Genomic DNA, 23,653 nt, shown 5'->3' with positions numbered 1-23,653 from the left:
ATGAACCCGATCTATTCGCGCCGCCGCCGCAAGGACATCGTCATTCGCGGGCTCTGCATCGGGGCAGCCGCCTTCGGCGTCACCTGGCTCGCGCTGATCCTGATGACACTGCTTTATAACGGGTTGGCGGGCCTGAACCTCGACCTGTTCATCTCCGACACCCCGCCCCCGGGCTCGACCGAAGGCGGCCTGCGCAACGCCATCGTCGGCTCGGTGATCATGACCGTGATCGGCGTCGGCATCGGCGCGCCGCTCGGCCTGTTCGCCGGCACCTATCTCGCCGAGTATGGCCGCAACGACAAGCTGACCTCGGTGATCCGCTTCATCAACGACATCCTGCTGTCGGCGCCCTCGATCATCATCGGCCTGTTCATCTACGGCGCGGTGGTGGTGCCGATGCGCGGCTTCTCGGCGATCGCAGGCTCGCTCGCGCTCGCCGTCATCGTGATCCCGGTGGTGCTGCGCACGACCGAGGACATGCTGCTGCTGGTGCCGAACGCGTTGCGCGAGGCGGCCTCCGCGCTCGGCCTGCCGCGCTCGCTGGTGATCAAGCGGATCGCCTACCGCGCCGCGCGCTCCGGCCTCATCACCGGCGTGCTGCTCGCCACCGCCCGCGTCGCCGGCGAGACCGCGCCGCTGCTCTTCACCGCGCTGTCGAACCAGTTCTTCAGCCTCGGCCTGAACAAGACGATGGCGAACCTGCCTGTGACCATCAACAATTTCGTCCAGAGCCCTTACGCCTATTGGAAGCAGCTCGCCTGGAGCGGCGCGCTGCTGATCACCCTCACTGTGCTTGCCTTGAACATTGGCGCGCGCATTCTCGGCGCCGAGAGGACTGCAAAATGACCGATCTTTCCGTATCGATGAGTGCGTCCGGCGGACTGCCCCAGGCGCCGGTGCTGCCCGAGGCGCCTGCCAAGGTAACGGTGCGCAACCTCAACTTCTATTACGGTGAGCACCACGCGCTGAAGAACATCAATCTGGCGCTCGGCACCAACCGTGTCACGGCCTTCATCGGCCCGTCCGGCTGCGGCAAGTCGACCCTGCTGCGCATCTTCAACCGGATGTACGACCTTTATCCGGGCCAGCGCGTCATCGGTCAGCTGATGCTCGACCAGACCAATATCCTCGACCCCAAGCTGGACCTCAACCTGCTGCGCGCCCGCGTCGGCATGGTGTTCCAGAAGCCGACGCCGTTCCCGATGACGATCTACGAGAACATCGCCTTCGGCATCCGTCTCTATGAGAAGATCTCGAAGTCCGAGATGGACGACCGCGTCGAGAAGGCGCTGCGCGGCGGCGCGCTCTGGAACGAGGTCAAGGACAAGCTCAACGCCTCCGGCCTGTCGCTCTCCGGCGGCCAGCAGCAGCGTCTCTGCATCGCCCGCACCGTCGCGGTGCGGCCCGAGGTGATCCTGTTCGACGAGCCCTGCTCGGCGCTCGATCCGATCTCGACCGCCAAGGTCGAGGAGCTGATCCAGGAACTGTCCGAGAACTACACGATCGCGATCGTCACCCATAACATGCAGCAGGCGGCCCGCGTCTCCGACAAGACCGCCTTCATGTATCTCGGCGAGCTGATCGAGTTCGACGACACCAGCAAGATCTTCACGTCGCCGACCGACCGGCGCACGCAGGATTACATCACCGGCCGGTTCGGCTGAGGAGACGGAACATGGGTTCTGAACATACCGCAAAAGCTTTCGACACCGACCTCCAGGAGCTCACGCGCCTGGTGGCCGAGATGGGCGGCATCGCCGAGCGCATGATCGTCGATTCCGTCGATGCGCTGATCCGCCGCGACGTCGCGCTCGGCCAGCGCGTGGTCACCATCGATGCGGAGCTCGACGCGCTCCAGAAGAAGATCGAGGAGCGCGCCGTGCTCACCATCGCGCGCCGCCAGCCGATGGCGGTGGATCTGCGCGAGATCGTCGGCGCCATGCGCGTCGCCACCGATCTCGAGCGGATCGGCGACCTCGCCAAGAACATGGGCAAGCGCGTCGCCGCGCTGGAGACGGATTTCCATCCGCTCAAGCTGTTCCGTGGCCTCGAGCACATGACCGATCTCGTTCAGCAGCAGGTTAAGTCGGTGCTGGACGCCTATGCCGCGCATGATCTGCCGGCGGCGATGGCGGTGTGGAAGGGCGACGAGGAAGTCGATGCCATCTGCACCTCGCTGTTCCGCGAGCTCCTCACCTACATGATGGAGGATCCGCGCAACATCTCGTTCTGCATCCATCTGATGTTCTGCGCCAAGAACATCGAGCGGATCGGCGACCATGCCACCAACATTGCCGAGACCGTGTTCTACATGATCGAAGGCCAGGCCATCACCGACAAGCGGCCGAAGGGCGACATGACGACCTTCGCCACGACGGTCCCCAATACCTGAATCCTCAAGGAGCGACGACCCTATGGGCGCACGCATTATGGTGGTTGAGGACGAGGAGGCTCTGACCGAGCTTCTTCGCTACAACCTCGAAGGCGACGGTTATGACGTCGAGACGGTGATGCGCGGTGACGACGCCGACACCCGCCTCAAGGAGCACATCCCCGATCTGATCGTGCTCGACTGGATGTTGCCGGGACTGTCGGGCATCGAGCTGTGCCGCCGGCTGCGGACGCGGTCCGACACCAAGCAGCTGCCGATCATCATGCTCACCGCGCGCGGCGAGGAGAGCGAGCGGGTGCGGGGCCTCGCGACCGGCGCCGACGATTATATCGTCAAGCCGTTCTCGGTGCCCGAGCTGCTCGCGCGCGTGAAGGGCCTGCTGCGGCGCGCCAGCCCCGAGCGGCTGGCAACCGTCCTGGCCTTCGGCGACATCGAGCTCGACCGCGAGAAGCGGCGCGTGGCGCGCTCCGGACGGCCGATCGATCTCGGCCCGACCGAGTATCGCCTGCTCGAGTTCTTCCTGGAGCATCCCGGCCGGGTGTTCTCGCGCGAGCAGTTGCTCGATAGCGTCTGGGGCCGCGACATCTATATCGACGAGCGCACCGTCGACGTGCATATCGGCCGTTTGCGCAAGCTGCTCAATCTCGGCCGCGAGCAGGACCCGATCCGCACCGTCCGCGGCGCCGGCTACGCGCTCGATGACCGCTTTGCGAAGGCGGAGCAGGCATCGAGCTAGCTGCACGCTAGCCAAACAAAAAAGCGCGCCCGGTGGCGCGCTTTTTTATGTCTCGATCGGCCCGGCCTGTGCCGGAACGACGTCGTCCAAGGCTGTGCTCAGCGCGTGCCCGGCTTCGGCGCCGCACGACGGCGATCGGCGGCCGGCTGATACGCCACGCGCGAGTGCTGGGCGCAATAGGGCAGGCCGGAGAGTGCCTTGCCGCCGCAGAAGAAGAAATCCGGGCTCGAGGGATCGCCGACCGGCCAGTGGCAGGTCGCCTCGTTCAGCTCGAGCAGCGATAGCCGCTGGCTCATCGGCACCACGTTGTCGTAGGTGACCGGTTCGGCCTCGACCTCGACCTCGAAGGCCTGCGCCAGCGCGGTGTTGCCGCGTGAGATCGGGCGGCTCACCCGCATCATGTGCTGCGCGGGACGCGCCTTGCGCGGCCGCGGAGCTGCCGAAGACGGGCTCTTGGCGCGGCCGGACAGGCCGAGCCTGTGAACCTTGCCGATCACGGCGTTACGGGTGACATTCCCAAGCTCAGCGGCGATCTGGCTGGCCGAAAGTCCGGCCTCCCAGAGCTTTTTAAGCTGTTCGACGCGATCGTCGGACCAGGTCAAAACCGTCATTGCACCCTTTCCTTCGCCGCGCGCCCGCCATCCTGGGGCCGCACGGCGAATGCCTAAGCTTCGAAAAACCCGTGCCGCCAGAATCCCTTAAGGCTCGCCGGGCGCGATGAGACGCCCGAACGTTTACGCCGGTACAAAGAGGACTCTTGGGATCAGAACCGCTGCACGAGATGTCGTATCTGACAAGCCAAACGCTACAATATGGCGTGACTCGCGCGCAAGAGTCCGCCGACTCGCTTCCACATGTTCCGTGGTGGAAATCCCGCAAATTCGTCACCGCAAGACTACGGATTCAGCGTTTCGCCAGGCTTTCCGGGCGGCATTGACACCCGTTTCACCAGGCCTAAGATGGTCATGCGTGCCGCCCTTAAAAGGCGGCACGTTTCGTTTTCCGGGCCGGTCAATGGTGCGTTGCGCAATGCACGCGTCGTCCGTCCGCAACAATCAAGTGATCGTCATGACCAACAGCGCAGCGCCGCATTTGCTCCCCGTTTTCGCCAGGGCCGACATCGGTTTTGAGCGCGGTGAAGGCGTCTGGTTGATCGCAACCAACGGCGATCGCTATCTCGATTTCACCTCGGGCGTGGCGGTGAATGCGCTCGGCCATGCCCATCCGGCGCTGGTCAAGGCGTTGCAGGAGCAGGCGACCAGGCTCTGGCACATGTCGAACCTGTTCCAGAGCCCGGACGGCGAGAAGCTCGCCCAGCGCCTGTGCAACGAGAGCTTTGCGGACTTCGTGTTCTTCTGCAATTCCGGCGCTGAAGCGCTGGAGGGCGTGATCAAGCTGGTCCGCCATTATCACTTCTCCAAGGGCCATCCCGAGCGCTATCGCATCATCACCTTCGAGGGCGCCTTCCACGGCCGCACGCTGGCGACGCTGGCCGCGACGGGCTCGGCAAAATATCTCGAAGGGTTTGGTCCGCCGATGGAGGGTTTCGATCAGGTCCCGCACGGCGACATCGAGGCCGTGAAGAAGGCGATCGGTCCGCACACTGCCGGCATCCTGATCGAGCCGATCCAGGGCGAGGGCGGCGTGCGCTCGGCGACGCCGACTTTCCTCAAGGCGCTGCGTCAGCTTTGCGACGAGAAAGGCCTGCTGCTTGCGTTTGACGAGGTGCAGACCGGCATGGGCCGCACCGGCGATCTGTTCGCGCACCGCCGCACCGGCGTGACGCCCGATGTGATGTCGCTGGCCAAGGCGCTCGGCGGCGGCTTCCCGATCGGCGCGGTGCTGGCGACCGCTGAGGCCGCCTCCGGCATGGGACCCGGCTCGCACGGCTCGACCTTCGGCGGCAATCCGCTGGCGATCGCGGCTGCGAATGCCGTGCTCGATGTCATGCTCAAGCCCGGCTTCTTCGACCACGTGCAGAAGATGTCGCTGCTGCTCAAGCAGAAGCTCGCCTCCGTGATCGACCGTCACCCCGATATCGTCAGCGAGATTCGCGGCGAGGGGCTTTTGATCGGCATCAAGGCCGTGGTGCCCTCCGGCGATCTCGTCGCTGCGCTCCGCAATGAAAAGCTGCTCACCGTCGGCGCCGGCGACAATGTCGTGCGCTTCCTGCCGCCCCTGATCGTCACCGAGGCCGAGATCGAGGACAGCGTTGCGCGGCTCGAACGCGCCTGCACGGCGCTCTCAGGCAACAAGCGGGCGGCAAGCTGATGAGCAAGACCCCCAAGCACTTCCTCGATATCAACGAGCTGCCGCTGTCGGAGCTCAAGAGCATGCTCGCGGCCTCCTCCGCCATGAAGGCGAAGCAGAAGGCGCATCAGCCGGTGCGGCCGCTCGAAGGCAAGACGCTGGCGATGATCTTCGAGCGTCCGTCGACCCGCACGCGCGTTTCGTTCGATGTCGCCATGCGCCAGCTCGGCGGCGAGCCCATCATGCTCACCGGCGCCGAGATGCAGCTCGGCCGCGGCGAGACCATCGCCGACACCGCGCGCGTGCTGTCGCGCTATGTCGACGCCATCATGATCCGCATCCTCAACCACGAGGCGTTGCTGGAGCTTGCGGCGAACGCGACCGTGCCTGTCATCAACGGCCTGACGCGGCGTTCGCATCCATGCCAGGTGATGGCCGACCTCATGACCTATGAGGAGCATCGCGGTCCGATCGAAGGCCGGACCGTGGCCTGGACCGGTGACGACAACAATGTGCTGGCGTCCTGGGCCCATGCCGCCGAACGCTTCAAGTTCAAGCTCAATGTCGCGACGCCGCCGGAACTCGCCCCGAAGAAGGTGATGCGGGACTTCATCAAGGCCACCAACGCATCGATCGTGCTCGGCACCGATGCGGAAGCCGCCGTGAAGGGCGCCGACTGCGTCGTCACCGACACCTGGGTGTCGATGGGCGACAAGGAAGGCGAGCACCGCCACAACGTGCTGAAGCCCTACCAGGTCAATTCCAAGCTGATGTCGCTGGCCAAGCCCGACGCGCTGTTCATGCACTGCCTGCCCGCCCATCGCGGCGAGGAAGTCACCGACGAGGTGATCGACGGCCCGCAATCGGTCGTGTTCGACGAGGCCGAAAACCGCCTGCACGCGCAGAAGGGCATTCTGGCCTGGTGTTTTGACGCGGTGAAGTAATCTGGCCAGAGGCCCGGTTGCAGCCCCATACACAATTGTCGTTCCGGCGAAGGCCGGGACCCATACCGTGTGAAGTTTCTTATGGCAGGTTGGTCGAGACTGACGGTCTTCGCCAAACTTTGGCCTGTGGTTACGGGTCCCGGATCTGCGCTTCGCTTGTCCGGGACGACAACGAGTTTGAGGTTGCTTCGTAGAACGCTACCTGCACCCGGAACGCACCACCTCGCGCCCCTTCCATTTCCCGCCCTCCGACCCCAGATAGAGCGCCATGGTTTCCCAATCCCCTGACATGAAAGCCGGGCCTGAAGGCCCGGTTCGCGCGCCATCGGCGGTTCCGATCGATGACGCCGTGCTGCCCTACGAGGTCGACGCGCTCGATGTGCGCGGTCGCCTGGTGCGACTCGGCCCTGCGCTCGACGAGATCCTGACCAAGCACGATTATCCCGCACCTGTCGGCAAGCTGCTCGGCGAGGCCATCGTGCTGACGACGCTGCTCGGCTCGGCGCTGAAATTCGAGGGACGCTTCATCCTCCAGGCCCAGACCGACGGTCCGGTGTCGTTCCTGGTGGTGGACTATCAGGCGCCGGACCGCCTGCGCGCCTATGCGCGCTTCGACGCCGAGCGTCTCGGCGACGCCAAGGACTCCGGTACGCTGCTCGGCCGCGGTCATCTCGCCATGACCATCGACCAGGGGCCGGACATGAGCCGCTACCAGGGTCTGGTCGCACTCGACGGCGGCAGCCTCGAGGACGCCGCCCACGAATATTTCCTGCGTTCCGAGCAGATCCCGACGCGCGTGCGCCTTGCGGTCGGCGAGGAATGGCGCTCGAGCGACGGCGGCAAGCATCGCTGGCGCGCCGGCGGCATGCTGATGCAGTTTTTGCCGAAGGCCCCGGAGCGCGCGCGGCAGGCCGATCTGCATCCCGGCGACGCGCCTGACGGCATTGAGGTGCACAGCGTCGCCGAGGACGATGCCTGGGTCGAGGCGCGCTCGCTGATCGAGACCGTCGAGGACGTCGAGCTGATCGATCCCGATCTCTCGGGCGAGCGGTTGCTCTATCGTCTGTTCCACGAACGCGGCGTGCGCGTGTTCAATCCGCTCGTCTTGAAGGCGCAATGCTCCTGCTCACGCGATGCGGTCGCCTCGATGCTGAAGAGCTTTTCGGCGGATGATCGCTCGGCGATGGTCAAGGACGACAAGGTCGTCGTGACCTGCGAGTTCTGCTCATCCGTGTACGAGTTCACGCCGGATGAGGCGGGCGTCGAGGACGCGTAGGCGGTCCATCCACCGTCATCGCGAGTGCAGGGACAGCCCCTAATTCAACACCCGCTTGTTGTCGGGGCTATCCAGCGAAAACGTCGGCACGTTGACCTCGAAGCGTTCGCCGCTTGCGCTGACCATCTGGTAGCGACCGGTCATGAAGCCGGAGGCGGTCGAGAGCGGCACGCCGGAGGTGTATTCGAAGCGCTCGCCGGGCGCGAGTGTCGGCTGCTCGCCGACCACGCCTTCGCCCTTGACCTCCTGCTGGCGGCCGGAGGCGTCGGTGATGATCCAGTGCCGCGTCTTGAGCTGCACGGTCTCATCGCCGGAATTGATGATGACGATGGTGTAGGACCAGAAATAGCGCGAGCGGTCGGCCGACGACTGCTCCGGAACAAAGTTCGGCTCGACGGTCACTTCGATCTGGCGGGTCACGGCGCGGTACATGGCTGCCATCATAACGAAAACCCCGCCGGGAACCAAACCCTGCAGGCGTCCCGGGCGACATCGTCCCGCCAGAATTCACGGGGAAGTAGAACTCAATTGTGATCCGGCCGCTTTGCTAGGCGACAGCCGGACCGGTACACTCCTCAAGCGTCGTGATTTGCGGAAGGGTTTTTGGCCCCCGATGACCATTGCCGATCAAGTGACGGGATCGACGATCGCAGGAACCGCGGAGGCCAAGCCTGCGGGAGCCAAGCCGCGCATTGTTGCGCCGGCCATCACGCTGCCCGCCATCGGCGAGCGTGAGCTCAGGCTCGACCTGTTCCGGGGCCTCGCGCTGTGGCTGATCTTCATCGACCATCTGCCGCCGAATCTGCTGACCTGGTTCACGATCCGCAATTACGGCTTCAGTGACGCCACCGAGATCTTCATCTTCATCTCCGGCTACACCGCCGCCTTCGTCTATGGCCGCGCGATGCTGGAGAACGGCTTCCTCATCGCCACCGCGCGCATCCTGCGGAGGGTCTGGCAGATCTATGTCGCTCATGTCTTCCTGTTCACGATCTTCCTCGCCGAGATCTCCTACGTCGCGACCAGCTTTGAGAACCCGCTCTACACCGAAGAGATGGGGATCATGGATTTCCTCAAGCAGCCCGACATCACCATCGTCCAGGCGCTGCTGCTGCGCTTCCGCCCCGTCAACATGGACGTGCTGCCGCTGTACATCGTGCTGATGCTGGCGCTGCCGCTGATCCTGTGGTCGATGAAGCGGCGGCCCGACGTCACGCTCGCGCTCTCGGCGCTGCTCTACGCGGCGACCTGGGAATTCGATCTTTACTTCTCGGCCTATCCGAACGGCTTCTGGGCGTTCAATCCGCTCGCCTGGCAATTGCTGTTCGTGTTCGGGGCATGGTGCGCGCTCGGAGGTGCACGGCGCATGTCGCGCATTCTGGCATCACCGGTGACGATGTGGATCTCGATCGCCTATATCGTGGCGGCGTTCTACGTGACGCTGACCTGGTACGTGCCGCAGCTGTCGCACTTCATGCCGAAGCGGCTCGAGCAGTGGATGTATCCGATCGACAAGACCGATCTCGACGTGCTGCGCTTCACGCATTTCCTGGCGCTGGCCGCGCTCACCGTACGCTTCCTGCCGCGGGAATGGCCCGGCCTGAAGTCGCCGTGGCTGCGGCCGCTGATCCTGTGCGGCCAGCATTCCCTCGAGATATTCTGCCTCGGCGTCTTCCTGGCCTTCGCCGGCCATTTCATCCTGGCCGAGGTCTCCGGGGGATCAGCCATGCATGCGCTGATTAGTCTCTCCGGAATCCTGATCATGTGGGGCGTGGCCTGGGTGATTTCGTGGTACAAGCGTGTGGCCGACAAGAGCGGTACGAAAACCAAAGCCGCCGCCGGCAACGCCGATCTGGCGGGAGGGGGCTGATGAAGGTGAGGGTTCTCCTGAGCCTGATCCTGTTGTGCGCTGGTCTCGCCGCGCCTTCGGCGCGCGCGGGCGATGCCGTGCCTGCCGCACCCGCTGCCTGCGAATTGCCGCCTTACCTGCTCACCACCGACAGCCAGCTCCACAAGGTCGCCGACACCGTCAAGGCGGGCAAGCCGCTCGAGATCCTGGTGATCGGCAGCCGCTCCACCACCATTCCGGCCCAGGAGGACAGCTCCTATCCGGCGCGCATGCAGGCCATCCTGAAGGACAAGCTGCCGCCTGCGGAGATCGTGCACGTCTCCGTAGAAATACAGAGCAAGAAGACCGCGGAGGAGGCCGCTGGTACCTTCGTTAAGCTCATGGAAGCAAAAACGCCTACTTTGGTCATCTGGCAGACCGGGACCGTGGATGCTATCCGATCCATCGATCCCGATGACTTTCGCGGCGCCGTGACCGAAGGGGTCGCTGCGTTGCAAAATGCAGGGGCTGACGTCGTCTTGATGAATTTGCAGTACAGCCCGCGTACCGAAACCATGATCTCGGCGCCACCTTATCTCGACAATATGCGGGTGGTGGCGCAGGAGCATGATATCCCGCTGTTCGACCGTTTTGCGATAATGCGGCAGTGGAATGATCAAGGTCAGTTCGACCTGTTCAGCCCCTCCCACGGCCCCGAGCTGGCGAAGAAGGTCCATGATTGCCTTGGCCGGGCGTTGGCGCAGTTTGTGATCGACGCTGCCCATTTGGGGCCGGGCCAGCAGCAAAATTGAGAAATTGAGGTCTAGCGTTAATGAGTTCTCTCCGCCCTTTTTGCCTGTCGACATGGCTGGCTGCGCCCGCAGCGGCGGCGCTGCTGATGTTGACGCCCTTTGCGCAGACGCCGGCGCGCGCGCAAACGGCGCAGGCGACGCCCGCGCCGCAGTCGGCCGCTGATCCCGCACCGGTCTCACCGTCGCAAACCACGGTTGCAGCGACCACCCAGCAGTCCACCGAGCCGCGCGGTCTCACCTCGCGCGCCATCGACAAGGTGAAGCAGGTCGCGAAATCCGCCGGCGACATTTTCAGCCGCGTGCCGTGCCTGTCGCCGAAGGGCGGCGTGAAGGCGATGGGCTCGTTGCCGCATGTCGCGAACAAGCTGATCGCCGGCCGGCCTGTCGTGATTGTCGCTTTCGGTTCGTCGTCGACCGCGGGCTACGGCGCGACCTCGCCCGACTTCAACTATCCGAACCGTCTCGCTGCGCAGCTGCGCCGGCAATATCCGACTGCCGATATCTCCGTCATCAACGCTGGCGTCGGCGGCGAGGATGCGCCCGAGATGATGAAGCGCCTCCAGAAGGAGGTGATCGATGTGCATCCGGATCTCGTGATCTGGCAGGTCGGCACCAACGCGGTGCTGCGCAATCTCGATCCCGGCGATACCGCAAAGCTGGTCGAGGACGGTGTTACCCGCATCCAGGCTGCCGGCGACGCAGACGTCGTGCTGGTCGACCCGCAATATTCACCGCGCGTCACCGAGCGTCCCGAAAGCGCGAGCAAGATGGTGAAACTGCTCGGCAAGGTCGCCGAGCTCCGTCACATCGGTATCTTCCCGCGCTTCGAGGTGATGCGCGACTGGCACGAGAAGCAGTCGCTTCCGGTCGAGAGCTTTGTCATCGCCGACGGCCTGCACATGAACGATTGGGGCTACGCCTGCTTCGCCCAGCTGCTCGGCGACGACATCATCCGCTCGGTCGGGCAGATCAAGCTCGGCGTGAACGTGCCCGCCGACGTGCGGACCTATCGGCCGATGTAACCCCGCTGCCGTAGGGTGGGCAAAGGCGCGAAGCGCCGTGCCCACCATCTGTCTGTGAGTCTCGCGATAAAGGCACGTGGGTACGCTTCGCTTTGCCCGCCCTACGAGACCTCCATTGCCTCACGCCTTCTCCAGCGCCGCAGTCAGATCCTCGATCAGATCATCCGCGTGCTCGAGCCCGGCCGAGAAGCGAATGAATCCTTCGCCGATCCCGAGCTCGGCGCGCACGTCCGGCTTCAGCCGCTGATGCGTCGTCGTCGCGGGGTGCGTGACAAGGCTCTTGGCATCGCCGAGATTGTTCGAGATTTTTGCGAGCTTCAGCTCGTTGAGCACGCGGAACGCAGCCGCCTTGCCGCCCTTGACCTCGAAGCCGACCAGCGTCGAACCGCCGCGCATCTGCTTCTTCACCAGCGCGGCCTGCGGATGATCATCGCGGCCCGGATAGACCAGCCGTGCGATCTTGGGATGGCTCGCCAGCACGTCGGCGATGCGCGCCGCGGTGTCGGTCTGCGCGCGCACGCGCACGCCGAGCGTCTCCAGGCCCTTGAGCAGGACCCAGGCGTTGAACGGCGAGATCGACGGACCGGTCTGGCGCATGAAATTGTGGATGTGCTCGGCGATGAAGGCCTCCGACGACAGGATGATGCCGCCGAGACAACGGCCCTGGCCGTCGATGTGTTTGGTCGCGGAGTAGACGACGACGTCGGCGCCGAGCGCGAGCGGGCTCTGCCAGATCGGCGTCGCGAACACGTTGTCGACCACGAGCCGCGCGCCGCCTGCGTGCGCGATCTCGGCAATGCCGGGAATGTCGAGCACGTCGAGCGTTGGATTGGTCGGGCTCTCCAGGAAGAACGTCTTGGTGTTGGGTTTCACCGCGCGCTGCCATTCATCGAGATTGGCACCGTCGACCAGCGTGGTCTCGATGCCGTAGCGCGGCAGCAGATCCTGCACGACGTAGAGACAGGAGCCGAACAGCGCGCGCGATGCCACCACGTGGTCCCCGGCTTTCAGCGGCGCCAGGATCGCGGTCGTCACCGCGGCCATGCCGGTTGCGGCCGATCGGGCGGCCTCAGCGCCTTCGAGCTCGATCATGCGGCGCTCGAACATCGCGATCGTCGGGTTCGAGTAGCGCGAATAGATGAAGCCGGGGTCCTCGCCCTTGAACCGCGCCTCGCACTCCTCGGCGCTGTTGTAGACATAGCCCTGGGTCAGGAACAGCGACTCCGACGTCTCGCCATATTGCGAGCGCAGGGTGCCGGAATGGACCAGACGGGTTTCGGGACGATATTGCGCGGCGGACGCCGGGGACTTCGACATAGGACCTCCTCTGCGTGACCATCTGAAAATGGTCACAAAAAAACCGGCCTGGATAACTTCCACGGGCCGGGATCACAGAGGTCCCCGGCCTGTTTAGCGACTTATTTAACGTGGCTGCAAGCCGGCCGGCTCAAATCACCACGGGATAAGTGATGCTCATATTCCGCAATGGCCTTTCCGTCAAGGCGTCCATCGGATAGCCGTAAAAGGCTAGTATTTCCGGCATGTCCGGATGCATTTGACCCCAGATGAGGACCCCCGGTTGACGTTCACGGTCGCGCCCGACGCCAATGGTATCCTGCCCGACCGCATGATCGCGGCGATGGCGGAAGCGGGCCTCATCCTGCCCGCATACGATTTCGTCGAAAGCCAGATCCAGCCGGCAAGCCTCGATCTCCGCCTCGGCGACATCGCCTATCGCGTCCGTGCGAGCTTCCTGCCTGGTCCGGGCGCCACGGTCGCCGAGCGCATCGATCAGTTGAAGCTGCATGAGTTCAGCCTCGCTGATGGCGCGGTGCTGGAGACCAATTGCGTCTACATCGTGCCGCTGCTGGAAAGCCTTGCGCTGCCGCCGGAGATCGTCGCGGCCGCCAATCCCAAAAGCTCGACCGGCCGCCTCGATGTCTTCACCCGCGTCATCGCCGACGGCACTCGCCGCTTCGACATGATCGGCGCCGGCTATCACGGTCCGCTCTATGCCGAGATCAGCCCGAAGACGTTTCCGGTGCTGGTGCGCGAAGGCTCGCGGCTGTCGCAGGTTCGCTTTCGCACCGGTGACGCCATCCTCGATGCCGACGCGCTCGAAAGCTTGCATGCCTCCGAGCGTCTCGTCGACATGGATGATGCCGATCTTGCCGGCGGCGTGGCCGTCTCGGTCGATCTCTCCGGCGAAAAGGGCACTGGCTTCGTCGGCTACCGCGCCAAGCGCCACACCGGTGTGGTCGATGTCGATCGTCGCTCGGGCTATGGCGTGGAGGAATTTTGGGAGCCGATCTCGGCGCGTCCCGACGGCAGCCTGATCCTCGATCCCGGCGAGTTCTACATCCTCGCCTCCAAGGAAGCGGTGCAGGTGCCGCCCGATTACGCCGCGGAGATGGTGCCGTTCGATCCGCTGGTCGGCGAATTCCGCGTGCACTATGCCGGATTCTTCGATCCCGGTTTCGGCTATGCCGGCGCGGGCGGACAGGGTTCCCGCGCCGTGCTGGAAGTGCGCTCGCGCGAAGTGCCGTTCATCCTCGAGCACGGCCAGATCGTCGGCCGCCTGGTCTACGAGAAGATGCTGGCACGCCCTGATGCCATGTACGGCCAGCGCATCGGCTCGAACTACCAGGCGCAGGGCCTCAAACTATCGAAGCATTTTCGGGTGTAGCCACATCCTGTAGCCCGCATGGAGCGAAGCGAAATCCGGGAAGCTCATTTGTGGCAATATCCCGGATTACGCTTTGCTGCATCCGGGCTACGAGGTGGCGCCATGACCGATCAATCCCGACTCGACGCAAACATCCTCAACGACGTCGCGGACGCGCTGATCTATTCGGATCGCTCCGGCACGATCACGCGCTGGAATCGGGCATCCACCGCGCTGTTCGGCTTCACCGCGGATGAAGCGCTCGGCCAGAACCTCGACCTGATCATCCCCGAACATCTGCGCGCCGCGCACTGGAAGGGTTTTGAGGCCGCGCTCGCCAGCGGGACGATGAAGCTTGCGGGCCGACCGACGCTGACCCGCGCGCTGCACAAGAGCGGACGCAAGCTCTACATCGAAATGACCTTCGCGCTGGTGCGGGATGCAGGCGGCATTGTCCAGGGATCGGTCGCAATGGCGCGCGACGTCACCGAGCGCGTCGAGCGCGAGCGCGCGGCCAAGGCTTCGCAGAATTAAAAGGCTTCGCAGAATTAAGGCTTCGCAAACTTCGTGATGCGGAATTGACGAGCCGATCGTGCAGGGAGCCCTGCACGCGCATCATGTTGCCTGTCATCCGGCGCGGTGACACACTCGATCAAAACAACGATCGGGAGTGAACATGACCGCAGCAGCAGATGCCGCGCTGGACGCGCAATGGAAACGCTGGCGCGCGGTTGCCGACCTCTATCACGCCTACTTCACCGGCCTCATCCTCACCGTGGTCACGCGCCGCGGCACGGCCGATGCGGCGGAATTCGTCTTCCGCGTGTTCCGCCGCCAGCAGCAGGAGCGCTTCCTGCCGGGGCTCAAGAAGCTCGGGATCGATCATCTGCCGCCGGCGGTGGCGGCTGCGCAATATCACTATCTCTCCAACTGGATCGGCGGCGTGCACGTCGAATACATGTATGAGAGCGACACCAAGGCCTGGATACGCTATCCGCCGCCGCGCTGGATCTGGAAGGGCACCGCGATCTGCGGGGTGCCCGGCGAGGTCTCACGGGCGATGCTGCGCGGCTGGCACGCCAACAACGGCGTCGCGCTCGGCGACACCAGGCTGGGCTTCGTCTGTACCAAGCAGAGCGTCGACGGTCAGGACGGGCTCGAAGGCTATTATCATCAATACGACCACCCGCTGGAGCTCGACCAGCGCCTGGTGTTCGCGCGCCATCTCGAAGCGCCGCTGTTCGATGCGAAGACCGCGCCGGCGTTGCCGGTCGCGAGCTGGCCGAAGGCGCGCCTGGAAAAGGCCTATCGCAACTATGCGATGGAATATGTGCGCACGGCAGCGCCCGTGATGGTGCAGCTGTTCGGCCCGGAAGATGCCGGCTATCTCCTGCATCTCACCGGCAAACTGATCGGCATGCAGTATTTCGACGAGGTCGCGGCGGCACTGTCGATGACGCGCGGTGGCGCAAGCGAGTTCGCATCGTTCATCGGCGCGTTGTTCTCTGCACAGGACGACGTGGCTGAGACGACGCAATCCGAAGGTAGCCTCGAAATCCGTCAGCAGAGCTGGAAGCTGATGGACGACGTCCCCGATTATCATCGTGCCTGCGCCAAGGTGCTCGAGGGGTTGTTCGATGGACTGGCTGCGGGATGCGGCCGGCACATTGCTGTGCATCTGCGCCCGACAGTGGGCGGCCGGTCGCCTCTGGTCTGGACGATCAGCTAATTCCACCGCTTGAAATGCGCTGCCGCAGGGCACGCCTGCACCTGACGCAGGCGGAATCGGCAGCCGCCGTGCTAACAAGTGCTGGCCGCGCCTTTCGCGCGAGGAAATTGATTGTCACACCTATGCATTGCCGCGCCGCAAATGGCGCTTGTGCCCCGGAGAGGAAATGACTGAGGTCGCCGAGATCCCGGTCGATGAACAGGAGCGTCCGCTGCCGCCGCCACCGCGTCCGGTGCGGAGCGCGTTGATGGACGGGCCGATCCTGCGCACGCTGCTCGGGCTCGCCTGGCCGAACGTGGTCGCACTGTCCGCGGGCACCTGCGTGGTGATCGCAGAGACCTCCTATATCGGCCGTCTCGGCGTGGAAGCGCTGGCCGCGATGGCGCTGGTGTTTCCGACAGTGATCCTGACCATGACCATGTCGGGCGGCGCCATGGGCGGCGCGGTGGCCTCCGCGATCGCACGCGCGCTCGGCGCCGGCGACCGCGAGCGTGCCGGCACACTTGCCGCGCATGCGCTGCTGATCGGCATCACCTTCGGGCTCGTCTTCATGCTCGGCATGCTGATCTTCGGTCCCCAGGTGCTCACGATGCTTGGCGGCCGCGGCAATGTGCTGGCGCATGCGATCGCCTACACGCAGGTGTTTTTCGGCGGTGCCGTGCTGCCCTGGCTGCTCAACACCATGGCGGGCGTGCTGCGCGGCACCGGCAATATGAGGCTGCCGTCGTTCCTGATCCTCAACTCCGCGGTCTGGCAGATCGTGCTCGGCGGTACGCTGGGCCTCGGGCTTGGACCTTTCCCGCAACTCGGCATGCGCGGCGTCGCCGCCGGCGCGCTGATCGCCTATTCCATGAACATCAGCGTGATGGGCTGGTATCTGTTCTCCGGCCGCGCGCGCGTCGTGCCGAAGCTGCGCGGACTGCGCATCCAATGGGCGATGTTCTTCGATATCCTCAAGGTCGGTGCCATCGCCTGCTTCTCGCCGCTGCAATCGGTGCTGACGATCTCGATCTTCACCCACATGCTGGCGAAGTTCGGCACTGCGATCCTCGCCGGCTACGGCATCGGCGCGCGGCTGGAATTCCTGCTGACCTCGATCGCGTTCTCGTTCGGCATTGCCTCGGTGCCGATGATCGGCATGGCGGTCGGCGCCGGCCGCATCGGGCGCGCGCGGAGCATCGCCTGGATCGCGGGCGCCACTGCTTTCGTCGCAGTCGGCGCGCCGGCCTGTCTCGTCGCGCTGTTCCCCGACCTCTGGGTCAACATTTTTACGGACAGCACCACGGTGCGCGCGACCAGCCATCAATATCTGTCGACGGTGGCGCCGTTCTACGCCTTCATCGGTCTTGCCTCGACGATGTACTTCTCGTCGCAAGGCGCGGCCAAGGTGCTCGGCCCGGTGCTGGCGCAGACCGCGCGTCTGGTCTACATCGCGACCTGCGGCTGGTGGCTGTCGACGCATGACGCCACGGCGCAGGACTTCTTCTGGCTCGCCGCGAGCTCGATGGTCGTGCTCGGCCTGCTCTCATGCTCCAGTGTCGTGCTGACGCGCTGGGGACCGCGCCAAAGCAAGGTTGCGATACGTCCGGCGCTGACGAGCTAGTGGTGCCGGTGATGCCGGCCGCCGCCGCCGAAATTCATCATGCTCATCATCTGCGGCATCATCGCCATCATCTGGCCGGCCATGGGGCTGCTCATCATGCTCATCATGTCGCCGCCACCCATGCCGCCGAAGCCGCCCGGCATCATGCTGCCCATGCCGCCCATCATGCTGCCCATTCCGCCACCGCTGCCGTCCATCATCGGACCCATGGTCTGCATCAGCGAGGCGAAGCGGCGCTTGCCCATCTTGGACTTCATCATCTCGAGCATCGGCGCCATCTGGGTCATCATGTCCTGACCCCCGGCGCCTCCGCCGCCGCCGAAGCCGGCGAACTGCGCGTGCGCCGGTGTGTTCGTGATCGAAAATAGCATCATCGCGGCGGCTGCCGCGCAGATCAGCTTCTTGGCACCTCTCATGACCAGCTCCTCGCGCCATGGCGCTCCACCGGGACGGCAGAGCCAACCGGACGTATCGGTCATGGTTAGAGCGGCCGGTCCGAACGCTCTGTGAGGAAGGTCACGCAGGACTATCGGCCGGCAGGGGAAATGCCTTGTGGATCGCGATCACGGCGGCCTTGGTCTGCTCCTGTACGTAAGGCGCAAGCTCGTTCGGCAACATGTCGATGATCCAGACCAGGCGGCAGTTTGCCTCGCCTTCGGTGATGACCTGCACCGAGGCGCTGTAGTGCTTCAGCCGCTCGTTGTCGATCGCATACACCAGCCGCTGCCGCGCGTCGTCGCAATCGACCAGAGTCTCGCGCGCCACCGAACCATTGGCGAAGGTGACGATGCGCGCGTCGCCGTCGAGCGTGCAGGCCGTGACGAAGCCCGGCGCCAGCCGCTGCGGCAGCGCGCCGAAATCGCGCACCGCATCCCAGACGTCGCGGGCCGATGCGGGAAGGGGGATGTCGTTGTGGATGGAGGCCATGAAGGTGTCCTTGATTGGGGAAGTCGTCACCGCACACGCCGCCATTGCGAGCGCAGCGAAGCAATCCAGGAATGTGTCCGCAGAGATAGTCCGGATTGCTTCGTCGCTTCGCTCCTCGCAATGACGGGGCTAGCAGCGAGGGCTCACGTGCAAACCGCCTCGACATTGTTGCCGTCGGGATCGATCAAGAACGCCGCATAATAAGTCGGGCTGTAATCCTTGCGCGGCCCGGCGCCGCCATTGTCATGGCCGCCGCTCTTCAGGCCCTCGCGGTGAAATGCTTTCACCGCGTCATGGTCCTGGGCGCGAAACGCGATATGCGCGCCGTCGGCCTTGCGGCCCTTGTTCAGATGCAGCCAGAGCGCCGGCTCGCCCTTCGGTCCGAAACCGGCATAGCCGTCGCCGCTCGAGCACAGCACGTAACCGAGCGGCGCCAGCACCGCGGTGTAGAAGCGCGTGGCGGCGTCGAGGTCGGCAACGCGCAGTCCGATATGGTCATACATGGTCGTCTCCATTGCAAAGCGCGCCGCTTGTGGCGCGCGCCGGAGACGACCCTAGTCAGTTGAGGGCGAGCTGCTCTTGGAGAATCTTGCGCCCGCCCTTCGAGGCCTGACGGAATTTTGTCGGCGACATGCCGGCGGCGCGGTGGAAGGTGCGGACGAAGTTGGAGAGGTCGCCGAAGCCGACGTCATAGGCGATGTCAGTGACCGCGATGTCATCGTCGGTGAGCAGGCGCGCCGCGTGACGCAGCCGCGAGCGCACGAGATATTGATGCGGGGTGACACCGAGCACGTTGGAAAACAGCCGGAGGAAATGGAACGGGCTCAGATCTGCCAGACGCGCGGCCCGTTCGAGATCGATCCCGGCATGCGAGTTGTCGTCGATCCATAACGCGGCCTCGACTGCGCGGCGGCGGTCACGGGCCGTCGGTGAGGCCTGCTTGCGCGGCTTGCCCGAGACCACATCGACGAAGCGGCTCGCAAGAATCTGGCCGACCTCGTCTATCCCAAGGTCGCTGTTGCCATCTGCCGCCGTCTGGGCGAGCTCACCCAGCACCATCAGCTCGGGCAGCGGCGGCGTCGCGCCGACCTGCCAGGTCTCGCGTCGTCCGCCGAGCGTATCAACCAGCTCCTCGCTGAAGAAGAAGGACAGGCAGACGTCGCCGGAGACGTGTTCATGCGTGCAGGTGTATTCCTCGCCGGGCGCACCGACCAGCAGCGAGCCCGCCACCAGTTCGAAGAAGCCGGCACGGCAATGGCACCCAAAACTGCCCGAGCGCACGTAGGCGATGGAATGGCCGGTGCGGCACTCGGCAAACGGCATATCGCTAGGTCCCGCGTCGCAGCGAAACTCGGAGACCGTCATCGCTTGGGACGTCAGCAGTGTGGTTGCATCCATCCCGAATATTTAGGAAGGCGAGCGCGGCGGGGCAACGGGCAGCAGCACCTCGAACAGCGTCTTGCTGGCGATCGGGTGGGCGCCCTCGAGCGCCAGCAGCCGCCGCTTGGAGATCACCCCGCCGTAAGGCGAGATCCGGTCGGCATAGCCGCCCGCTTCCAGCACCCGGTGGCAGGGCACGATGATCATGTAGGGATTTCGCGAGATCGCCTGCGCCACTGAAAGCGCGGCGCCGGAGACACCCAGGGCCTTGGCGATCTCGTGATAGCTGCGCGTCTCCCCGCGCGCGATGGTGCAGGCATATTCATAGACCCGCCGGTTGAAGGCCGGCACATCCCCGGCATCGAGGCTGACGTCGGAAAAATCAGGATCGCCGCCCTGCAACAAGGTGACGATGCCCTCGATCGCCAGTTCGGCGTTGAGCGGCGCCGCCTGCTCGCGCGCCTCGGGATGGACCTGGAAAATCCGGCGGCGGGTGTCGATCTCCCGCGCCTCCGGCAACTGCACGGCGACGACGCCGGAATCGCTCCAGACAATGCCGCAACGGCCTATCGCCGTGTCGAAAATTGCGTAAGCCCGCCCCACCATGCACACGCCCCACTCAGTGCAGGTTTTTCCCCAGACGCCGGATCATAACACTGCCACAATTCGGCGCACCTGGAATCTTGCCAGGACGTTAACAACCATCCGGCCTGACGCGCCAAACCGCTTGGCGCCGGACACCGTCTCGGCTAATCAGGACGGGTGCGGAAGACGCGCATCAGCGGGCGTAGTTCAATGGTAGAACGGCAGCTTCCCAAGCTGCATACGAGGGTTCGATTCCCTTCGCCCGCTCCAAAGCCTCAGGATAGCAAATGGCCGACAAGGACGAGAGCACGCGCGTGGTCGCGATTGCCTGTGATCACGGGGGCTTTGCCCTCAAGGAAGCGCTGAAGTCGGCGCTGCCCGATGTGGCCTGGCTGGACCTTGGCACCGACAGTGCCGCCTCCGTCGACTATCCCGATTTCGCCCACAAGCTCGCCGACGCGATCAAGGATGGCAAGGCCGGGCGCGGCGTTCTGGTCTGTGGATCGGGCATTGGCATTTCGATTGCCGCCAACCGCCATGCGCACATCCGTTGCGCGCTCGTGCACGATGCCACCGGCGCGCAGCTGTGCCGCCAGCACAACGACGCGAATGTTCTGGCGCTGGGCGGACGCACGACGGGCGATGTGGTCGCCAAGGAATGCGTCGAAGCGTTCCTGGGCACGGCGTTCGAAGGCGGTCGCCATCAAAAGCGTATCGACAAGCTGAGTTCCTGCTAGGGCTCTCAGCCCGGCAGGCTGCGCAGGAAATCGACCAGCGCCGAGTTCACCTCGTTCGGCCGCTCCTGCTGCGTCCAGTGTCCGCAACCGGGCAGCATCTTGATCTCGCGCAGCTGCGGCACCCATTGCTTCATGTTGGCGAGATGCTCTGCCGCACCGGGGAAGGCGATCACCATGTCATGGTCGCCCGCGATGTAGAGCGAGGGCACCACGACCTTCACGCCCTCGAACGCGCCCATCAGTTCCCAGTTGCGATCGATGTTGCGATAATAGTTGAGCGGCCCGCGAAAACCGCTGCGGGCAAATTCGCCGCCGTAATAATCGAGGTCGGCGGCGCTCAGCCATGATGGCAGCGGCACCGGCACTTTCGGCAGCATGCCGTCCTTGCGCGAGACCATGCCGACGCCGACGGTCCGGCCGGCGCGCTCGGCATTGGCGCGGATCATGGCTGCTCCTTCGCCGGAACCACCAAACAGCATCGCACCAAGTGTCGCGCGCGGATCACGCTCGAACTCCGCCTCGGCCGCGCCCGGCTCCTGGAAGTACAGCTGATAGAATTGCGCCTCCGCCGTCTGCGGCATGACGCTGGTCGGCCGGACCTCGCTTCGCGGACGGTAGGGAACGCTGAGAATGGCGGCAGCACGGAAACGATCGGGCCGCAAGCGCGCCGCGTGCCAGGCGATCCCCGCACCCCAATCGTGGCCGACGATGACGGTATCCTTCACGGCAAGGGCGTCGAGCACGCCGACGAGATCGCCGATCATGTGGAAGATCGTATACTGGTCGATCGCCTCCGGCTTGTCGCTCTTGCCGTAGCCGCGCATGTCGGGCGCGACGGCGTGGTAGCCGGCGGCGGCCAGCGCTTCGAGCTGGTGACGCCAGGAATACCAGCCTTCGGGAAAGCCGTGGCAGAGCAGCACCAGCGGCCCCTCGCCCTGTTCGGCGAAGTTGAGGTTGATGCCGTTGGCCTTGATGATCCGCTGCGTCGGTCCGCTCATGTCATCGCCTCCCCGCTGCATGGTCGTTTGGCCTATCCTAGACGGTGCTGTCAGGCGTGCAAAGATTCCAATATATTAGCCCCTCGCTCCCGGCACGCGCCGCCGCTCCAGCCTAAGGTTTCTCAGTCCGGCGGATGCGGTCCATGCGCCGGGCGATGTTCGGATCGGAAGACCATGGACCAGCAAAAACTCGACAGGGCGATCGGTCGCCGCTTGAAGATCCTGAGGACACAGGCCGGCATGACCCTGAACGAACTTGCAACGCGCTCCGGTGTCAGCCGGGCCATGATCGGGCGGGTGGAGCGGGCGCAGAGCAGTGCCACGGCGGCGCTGCTCAACAAGCTCTGCGCGGCGCTCGACGTCTCGCTCAGCGACGTCGTCGCGCTCTCGGAAAAGCCGCCGGAGCGGCTGACGCGGCTCGCCGACCAGCCGCAATGGCGCGATCCCGATAGCGGCTACCGGCGGCGCCATGCTTCGCCGGTCGATGCGGCGAGCGGCATCGAGGTCATCGTCGTCGACATGCCGGCCGGCGCGCGCGTGCCCTACAGCCCCTGGGGCCGCAATGCCTTCACGCAGCAACTCCTGATGCTGGAGGGCGCGGTCTGCGTGCATATCGACGCCAAGACGGTGCGCCTGCGCGAAGGCGATTGCCTCGACTTCGACGTGATGCGCGCCGTGACCTTCGAGAACGAAACCAAACAAGATGCCCGCTACGTCATCATCACGCGGCGCGGCACCTCTTACGGGAAAATCTGATGTCGCTGATCGTACGGGACGCCACGCTCGAGGATGCCGAGGATGTCCTCGCCATCTACAATTTCGCCGCGATCAACACCACGGCGGTCTGGACCGACGGTCCGGCTGACCTGGACTCACGGCGCGAATGGATCCGCACGCGGCAAGGGGCGGGCTATCCGGTGCTGGTCGCGATGAAGGGCAGGGACGTGGTCGGTTTCGCCTCCTTCGGCGATTTCCGTCCCTTCCCCGGCTATCGCCACACCGTGGAGAATTCGGTCTATGTCGACGAGCGGCATCATCGTGCCGGCATCGGCCGCAGCCTGCTGGCCGCGCTGCTCGAGCGCGCCACGGCGCTGAACAAGCATGCGATGATTGCCGGGATCGAGGCCCTCAATACCGGCTCGATCGGTCTTCACGCCTCGCTCGGCTTTGTCGAGGTCGCCCGCATGCCGGAGGTCGGCTGCAAGTTCGGCCGCTGGCTCGATCTCGTCTTCATGCAGAAGACGCTTGCAAGTGACGTGAGGCCATGACGATGCAGATCCGCACCGGCGACACCTTCGATCCGCGCGTCGTCGCGCTGCTCGACCACCATGTCGCGGCGGCACGGGCGCAGACCGCTCCGGGCAGCGCGCACGCGCTCGATCTCGCCGGCCTGCGCGCCCACGATGTTGCGTTCTGGACCGGCTGGGACGGTGAGACTCTGGTCGCGACCGGCGCGGTGAAGACGCTCTCGGCGGACCACGGCGAGGTGAAGTCGATGCACACGCTCCAGACCACGCGCCGTCGCGGCTTTGGTGGCCTGATGCTCCGCCACATCATCGCCGAGGCGCGCCAGCGCGGCATCAAGCGGTTGAGCCTGGAGACAGGGTCATGGGAATATTTCAAGCCGGCGCATGCGCTCTACCAGGCCCACGGCTTCGTGCCTTGCGCCCCGTTTGAGAGCTATGTCGAGGATTCCAACAGTCTATTTCTGACGCTTGATCTGGCCCGCCGCTAAGTCGCGGCCAGCGCAACCGGGACTCGAAGATCGC

The 23,653-nt window shown here is 64.8% G+C and carries 27 protein-coding genes, 1 tRNA gene and 1 riboswitch; of the genes, 19 read left to right on the top strand and 9 right to left on the bottom strand.

Features of this window, described 5'->3' with window-relative positions; genetic code table 11:
• The 4 genes from pstA to phoB are packed head-to-tail and all read left to right on the top strand — an operon-like array spanning position 1 to position 3,128.
• On the top strand, positions 1-846 hold the full coding sequence (gene pstA, locus JQ631_RS17090; RefSeq protein ID WP_212327818.1) for a phosphate ABC transporter permease PstA: 846 nt from the start codon (positions 1-3) through the stop codon (positions 844-846).
• On the top strand, positions 843-1,664 hold the full coding sequence (pstB, locus tag JQ631_RS17085) for a phosphate ABC transporter ATP-binding protein PstB (RefSeq protein ID WP_212327816.1): 822 nt from the start codon (positions 843-845) through the stop codon (positions 1,662-1,664). The genes pstA and pstB overlap by 4 nt, the downstream gene beginning before the upstream one ends.
• 11 nt (positions 1,665-1,675) lie before the next feature.
• A complete protein-coding gene (gene phoU / locus JQ631_RS17080; protein WP_028155152.1) occupies positions 1,676-2,392 on the top strand; it encodes a phosphate signaling complex protein PhoU in 717 nt (238 codons plus the stop codon).
• A gap of 22 nt (positions 2,393-2,414) precedes the next feature.
• Positions 2,415-3,128 (top strand): phosphate regulon transcriptional regulator PhoB, encoded by a 714-nt coding sequence (gene phoB, locus JQ631_RS17075; RefSeq protein ID WP_212327814.1) that lies wholly within the window; start codon positions 2,415-2,417, stop codon positions 3,126-3,128.
• Between the two features lie 98 nt (positions 3,129-3,226).
• Here phoB and JQ631_RS17070 read toward each other — a convergent pair whose 3' ends face one another.
• A complete protein-coding gene (locus JQ631_RS17070; RefSeq protein WP_212327813.1) occupies positions 3,227-3,739 on the bottom strand; it encodes a GcrA family cell cycle regulator in 513 nt (170 codons plus the stop codon).
• 457 nt (positions 3,740-4,196) lie between these two features.
• On the opposite strand from JQ631_RS17070, the gene JQ631_RS17065 reads away from it, so the two are divergent.
• The 3 genes from JQ631_RS17065 to JQ631_RS17055 all read left to right on the top strand — a co-directional run bounded on the left by JQ631_RS17065 (position 4,197) and on the right by JQ631_RS17055 (position 7,598).
• The gene (locus JQ631_RS17065) at positions 4,197-5,399 is read left to right on the top strand and encodes an aspartate aminotransferase family protein (protein ID WP_212327811.1); all 1,203 of its coding nucleotides are present in this window, start codon (positions 4,197-4,199) and stop codon (positions 5,397-5,399) included.
• Positions 5,399-6,322 (top strand): ornithine carbamoyltransferase, encoded by a 924-nt coding sequence (argF, locus tag JQ631_RS17060; protein WP_212327809.1) that lies wholly within the window; start codon positions 5,399-5,401, stop codon positions 6,320-6,322. Before JQ631_RS17065 ends, argF begins: the two co-directional genes overlap by 1 nt.
• A gap of 268 nt (positions 6,323-6,590) precedes the next feature.
• Positions 6,591-7,598, top strand: coding sequence for an Hsp33 family molecular chaperone (locus JQ631_RS17055; protein WP_212327808.1), 1,008 nt, complete (start codon positions 6,591-6,593; stop codon positions 7,596-7,598).
• A 39-nt stretch (positions 7,599-7,637) separates the two neighbouring features.
• Here JQ631_RS17055 and apaG read toward each other — a convergent pair whose 3' ends face one another.
• Positions 7,638-8,042: a Co2+/Mg2+ efflux protein ApaG gene (gene apaG, locus JQ631_RS17050; RefSeq protein ID WP_212327806.1), complete on the bottom strand. Its 405-nt coding sequence runs from the start codon at positions 8,040-8,042 to the stop codon at positions 7,638-7,640.
• Positions 8,043-8,211: 169 nt separating this feature from the next.
• On the opposite strand from apaG, the gene JQ631_RS17045 reads away from it, so the two are divergent.
• The 3 genes from JQ631_RS17045 to JQ631_RS17035 are packed head-to-tail and all read left to right on the top strand — an operon-like array spanning position 8,212 to position 11,260.
• The gene (locus JQ631_RS17045) at positions 8,212-9,468 is read left to right on the top strand and encodes an OpgC domain-containing protein (protein ID WP_212327805.1); all 1,257 of its coding nucleotides are present in this window, start codon (positions 8,212-8,214) and stop codon (positions 9,466-9,468) included.
• Positions 9,468-10,238 (top strand): SGNH/GDSL hydrolase family protein, encoded by a 771-nt coding sequence (locus JQ631_RS17040; RefSeq protein WP_212327803.1) that lies wholly within the window; start codon positions 9,468-9,470, stop codon positions 10,236-10,238. The genes JQ631_RS17045 and JQ631_RS17040 overlap by 1 nt, the downstream gene beginning before the upstream one ends.
• Before the next feature lie 20 nt (positions 10,239-10,258).
• Positions 10,259-11,260, top strand: coding sequence for an SGNH/GDSL hydrolase family protein (locus tag JQ631_RS17035; RefSeq protein WP_212327802.1), 1,002 nt, complete (start codon positions 10,259-10,261; stop codon positions 11,258-11,260).
• Positions 11,261-11,380: 120 nt separating this feature from the next.
• Here JQ631_RS17035 and JQ631_RS17030 read toward each other — a convergent pair whose 3' ends face one another.
• Positions 11,381-12,577: an O-succinylhomoserine sulfhydrylase gene (locus JQ631_RS17030; RefSeq protein WP_212327800.1), complete on the bottom strand. Its 1,197-nt coding sequence runs from the start codon at positions 12,575-12,577 to the stop codon at positions 11,381-11,383.
• 72 nt (positions 12,578-12,649) lie between these two features.
• Positions 12,650-12,729: riboswitch (SAM riboswitch) on the bottom strand.
• A gap of 80 nt (positions 12,730-12,809) precedes the next feature.
• Here JQ631_RS17030 and JQ631_RS17025 point away from each other — a divergent pair.
• From JQ631_RS17025 to JQ631_RS17010, 4 genes are all read left to right on the top strand, one after another.
• Complete coding sequence (locus JQ631_RS17025) at positions 12,810-13,946, top strand: 2'-deoxycytidine 5'-triphosphate deaminase (RefSeq protein WP_433995508.1); 1,137 nt, start codon at positions 12,810-12,812, stop codon at positions 13,944-13,946.
• A gap of 102 nt (positions 13,947-14,048) precedes the next feature.
• Positions 14,049-14,459, top strand: a complete 411-nt coding sequence (locus tag JQ631_RS17020) for a PAS domain S-box protein (RefSeq protein WP_212327797.1) — start codon at positions 14,049-14,051, stop codon at positions 14,457-14,459.
• A gap of 142 nt (positions 14,460-14,601) precedes the next feature.
• Positions 14,602-15,654, top strand: coding sequence for a hypothetical protein (locus tag JQ631_RS17015; RefSeq protein ID WP_212327796.1), 1,053 nt, complete (start codon positions 14,602-14,604; stop codon positions 15,652-15,654).
• A gap of 166 nt (positions 15,655-15,820) precedes the next feature.
• On the top strand, positions 15,821-17,257 hold the full coding sequence (locus JQ631_RS17010) for an MATE family efflux transporter (RefSeq protein WP_212327795.1): 1,437 nt from the start codon (positions 15,821-15,823) through the stop codon (positions 17,255-17,257).
• On the opposite strand, the gene JQ631_RS17005 is transcribed toward JQ631_RS17010, so the two are convergent.
• The 5 genes from JQ631_RS17005 to JQ631_RS16985 all read right to left on the bottom strand — a co-directional run bounded on the left by JQ631_RS17005 (position 17,254) and on the right by JQ631_RS16985 (position 20,170).
• On the bottom strand, positions 17,254-17,673 hold the full coding sequence (locus JQ631_RS17005; RefSeq protein WP_212327794.1) for a hypothetical protein: 420 nt from the start codon (positions 17,671-17,673) through the stop codon (positions 17,254-17,256). The two genes, JQ631_RS17010 and JQ631_RS17005, sit on opposite strands and share 4 nt — an antisense overlap.
• A 100-nt stretch (positions 17,674-17,773) precedes the next feature.
• Positions 17,774-18,184, bottom strand: coding sequence for an SRPBCC family protein (locus JQ631_RS17000; RefSeq protein WP_212328629.1), 411 nt, complete (start codon positions 18,182-18,184; stop codon positions 17,774-17,776).
• A gap of 143 nt (positions 18,185-18,327) precedes the next feature.
• Positions 18,328-18,687: a VOC family protein gene (locus JQ631_RS16995; protein ID WP_212327793.1), complete on the bottom strand. Its 360-nt coding sequence runs from the start codon at positions 18,685-18,687 to the stop codon at positions 18,328-18,330.
• Between the two features lie 55 nt (positions 18,688-18,742).
• Positions 18,743-19,582, bottom strand: a complete 840-nt coding sequence (locus tag JQ631_RS16990) for a helix-turn-helix transcriptional regulator (RefSeq protein ID WP_212327792.1) — start codon at positions 19,580-19,582, stop codon at positions 18,743-18,745.
• 9 nt (positions 19,583-19,591) lie between these two features.
• On the bottom strand, positions 19,592-20,170 hold the full coding sequence (locus JQ631_RS16985; RefSeq protein WP_212327791.1) for a methylated-DNA--[protein]-cysteine S-methyltransferase: 579 nt from the start codon (positions 20,168-20,170) through the stop codon (positions 19,592-19,594).
• A 175-nt stretch (positions 20,171-20,345) separates the two neighbouring features.
• On the opposite strand from JQ631_RS16985, the gene JQ631_RS16980 reads away from it, so the two are divergent.
• Positions 20,346-20,419, top strand: a tRNA-Gly gene (locus JQ631_RS16980).
• A 17-nt stretch (positions 20,420-20,436) separates the two neighbouring features.
• Positions 20,437-20,886 carry a ribose 5-phosphate isomerase B gene (gene rpiB, locus JQ631_RS16975; protein WP_212327789.1) on the top strand — a complete coding sequence of 150 codons (450 nt, stop codon included), beginning with the start codon at positions 20,437-20,439 and terminating at the stop codon, positions 20,884-20,886.
• 5 nt (positions 20,887-20,891) lie between these two features.
• Here the strand turns inward: rpiB and JQ631_RS16970 are convergent, their stop codons facing one another.
• Complete coding sequence (locus JQ631_RS16970; protein WP_212327788.1) at positions 20,892-21,884, bottom strand: alpha/beta fold hydrolase; 993 nt, start codon at positions 21,882-21,884, stop codon at positions 20,892-20,894.
• Positions 21,885-22,058: 174 nt separating this feature from the next.
• On the opposite strand from JQ631_RS16970, the gene JQ631_RS16965 reads away from it, so the two are divergent.
• Genes JQ631_RS16965 through JQ631_RS16955 form a run of 3 tightly spaced genes read left to right on the top strand, consistent with a single transcriptional unit; the run spans position 22,059 to position 23,619 of the window.
• Positions 22,059-22,640, top strand: a complete 582-nt coding sequence (locus tag JQ631_RS16965) for a helix-turn-helix domain-containing protein (protein ID WP_212327786.1) — start codon at positions 22,059-22,061, stop codon at positions 22,638-22,640.
• Positions 22,640-23,152 carry a GNAT family N-acetyltransferase gene (locus JQ631_RS16960; RefSeq protein ID WP_212327784.1) on the top strand — a complete coding sequence of 171 codons (513 nt, stop codon included), beginning with the start codon at positions 22,640-22,642 and terminating at the stop codon, positions 23,150-23,152. Before JQ631_RS16965 ends, JQ631_RS16960 begins: the two co-directional genes overlap by 1 nt.
• Before the next feature lie 2 nt (positions 23,153-23,154).
• Entirely contained in the window at positions 23,155-23,619 is a 465-nt protein-coding gene (locus JQ631_RS16955; protein WP_212328628.1) for a GNAT family N-acetyltransferase, read from the top strand.
• Positions 23,620-23,653: the final 34 nt, after the last annotated feature.

This window comes from Bradyrhizobium manausense, from assembly GCF_018131105.1.
GTDB lineage: Bacteria > Pseudomonadota > Alphaproteobacteria > Rhizobiales > Xanthobacteraceae > Bradyrhizobium > Bradyrhizobium manausense_B.
Note: the sequence above shows the minus strand (reverse complement) of the source record. Positions and strands in the feature narration are given on the sequence as shown.

Coding starts and splice junctions, on each gene's coding strand:
- pstA (WP_212327818.1), top strand. CDS start 1: ATGAACCCGATCTATTCGCGCCGCCGCCGCAAGGACATCGTCATTCGC.
- pstB (WP_212327816.1), top strand. CDS start 843: ATGACCGATCTTTCCGTATCGATGAGTGCGTCCGGCGGACTGCCCCAG.
- phoU (WP_028155152.1), top strand. CDS start 1,676: ATGGGTTCTGAACATACCGCAAAAGCTTTCGACACCGACCTCCAGGAG.
- phoB (WP_212327814.1), top strand. CDS start 2,415: ATGGGCGCACGCATTATGGTGGTTGAGGACGAGGAGGCTCTGACCGAG.
- JQ631_RS17070 (WP_212327813.1), bottom strand. CDS start 3,739: ATGACGGTTTTGACCTGGTCCGACGATCGCGTCGAACAGCTTAAAAAG.
- JQ631_RS17065 (WP_212327811.1), top strand. CDS start 4,197: ATGACCAACAGCGCAGCGCCGCATTTGCTCCCCGTTTTCGCCAGGGCC.
- argF (WP_212327809.1), top strand. CDS start 5,399: ATGAGCAAGACCCCCAAGCACTTCCTCGATATCAACGAGCTGCCGCTG.
- JQ631_RS17055 (WP_212327808.1), top strand. CDS start 6,591: ATGGTTTCCCAATCCCCTGACATGAAAGCCGGGCCTGAAGGCCCGGTT.
- apaG (WP_212327806.1), bottom strand. CDS start 8,042: ATGATGGCAGCCATGTACCGCGCCGTGACCCGCCAGATCGAAGTGACC.
- JQ631_RS17045 (WP_212327805.1), top strand. CDS start 8,212: ATGACCATTGCCGATCAAGTGACGGGATCGACGATCGCAGGAACCGCG.
- JQ631_RS17040 (WP_212327803.1), top strand. CDS start 9,468: ATGAAGGTGAGGGTTCTCCTGAGCCTGATCCTGTTGTGCGCTGGTCTC.
- JQ631_RS17035 (WP_212327802.1), top strand. CDS start 10,259: ATGAGTTCTCTCCGCCCTTTTTGCCTGTCGACATGGCTGGCTGCGCCC.
- JQ631_RS17030 (WP_212327800.1), bottom strand. CDS start 12,577: ATGTCGAAGTCCCCGGCGTCCGCCGCGCAATATCGTCCCGAAACCCGT.
- JQ631_RS17025 (WP_433995508.1), top strand. CDS start 12,810: ATGCATTTGACCCCAGATGAGGACCCCCGGTTGACGTTCACGGTCGCG.
- JQ631_RS17020 (WP_212327797.1), top strand. CDS start 14,049: ATGACCGATCAATCCCGACTCGACGCAAACATCCTCAACGACGTCGCG.
- JQ631_RS17015 (WP_212327796.1), top strand. CDS start 14,602: ATGACCGCAGCAGCAGATGCCGCGCTGGACGCGCAATGGAAACGCTGG.
- JQ631_RS17010 (WP_212327795.1), top strand. CDS start 15,821: ATGACTGAGGTCGCCGAGATCCCGGTCGATGAACAGGAGCGTCCGCTG.
- JQ631_RS17005 (WP_212327794.1), bottom strand. CDS start 17,673: ATGAGAGGTGCCAAGAAGCTGATCTGCGCGGCAGCCGCCGCGATGATG.
- JQ631_RS17000 (WP_212328629.1), bottom strand. CDS start 18,184: ATGGCCTCCATCCACAACGACATCCCCCTTCCCGCATCGGCCCGCGAC.
- JQ631_RS16995 (WP_212327793.1), bottom strand. CDS start 18,687: ATGTATGACCATATCGGACTGCGCGTTGCCGACCTCGACGCCGCCACG.
- JQ631_RS16990 (WP_212327792.1), bottom strand. CDS start 19,582: ATGGATGCAACCACACTGCTGACGTCCCAAGCGATGACGGTCTCCGAG.
- JQ631_RS16985 (WP_212327791.1), bottom strand. CDS start 20,170: ATGGTGGGGCGGGCTTACGCAATTTTCGACACGGCGATAGGCCGTTGC.
- rpiB (WP_212327789.1), top strand. CDS start 20,437: ATGGCCGACAAGGACGAGAGCACGCGCGTGGTCGCGATTGCCTGTGAT.
- JQ631_RS16970 (WP_212327788.1), bottom strand. CDS start 21,884: ATGAGCGGACCGACGCAGCGGATCATCAAGGCCAACGGCATCAACCTC.
- JQ631_RS16965 (WP_212327786.1), top strand. CDS start 22,059: ATGGACCAGCAAAAACTCGACAGGGCGATCGGTCGCCGCTTGAAGATC.
- JQ631_RS16960 (WP_212327784.1), top strand. CDS start 22,640: ATGTCGCTGATCGTACGGGACGCCACGCTCGAGGATGCCGAGGATGTC.
- JQ631_RS16955 (WP_212328628.1), top strand. CDS start 23,155: ATGCAGATCCGCACCGGCGACACCTTCGATCCGCGCGTCGTCGCGCTG.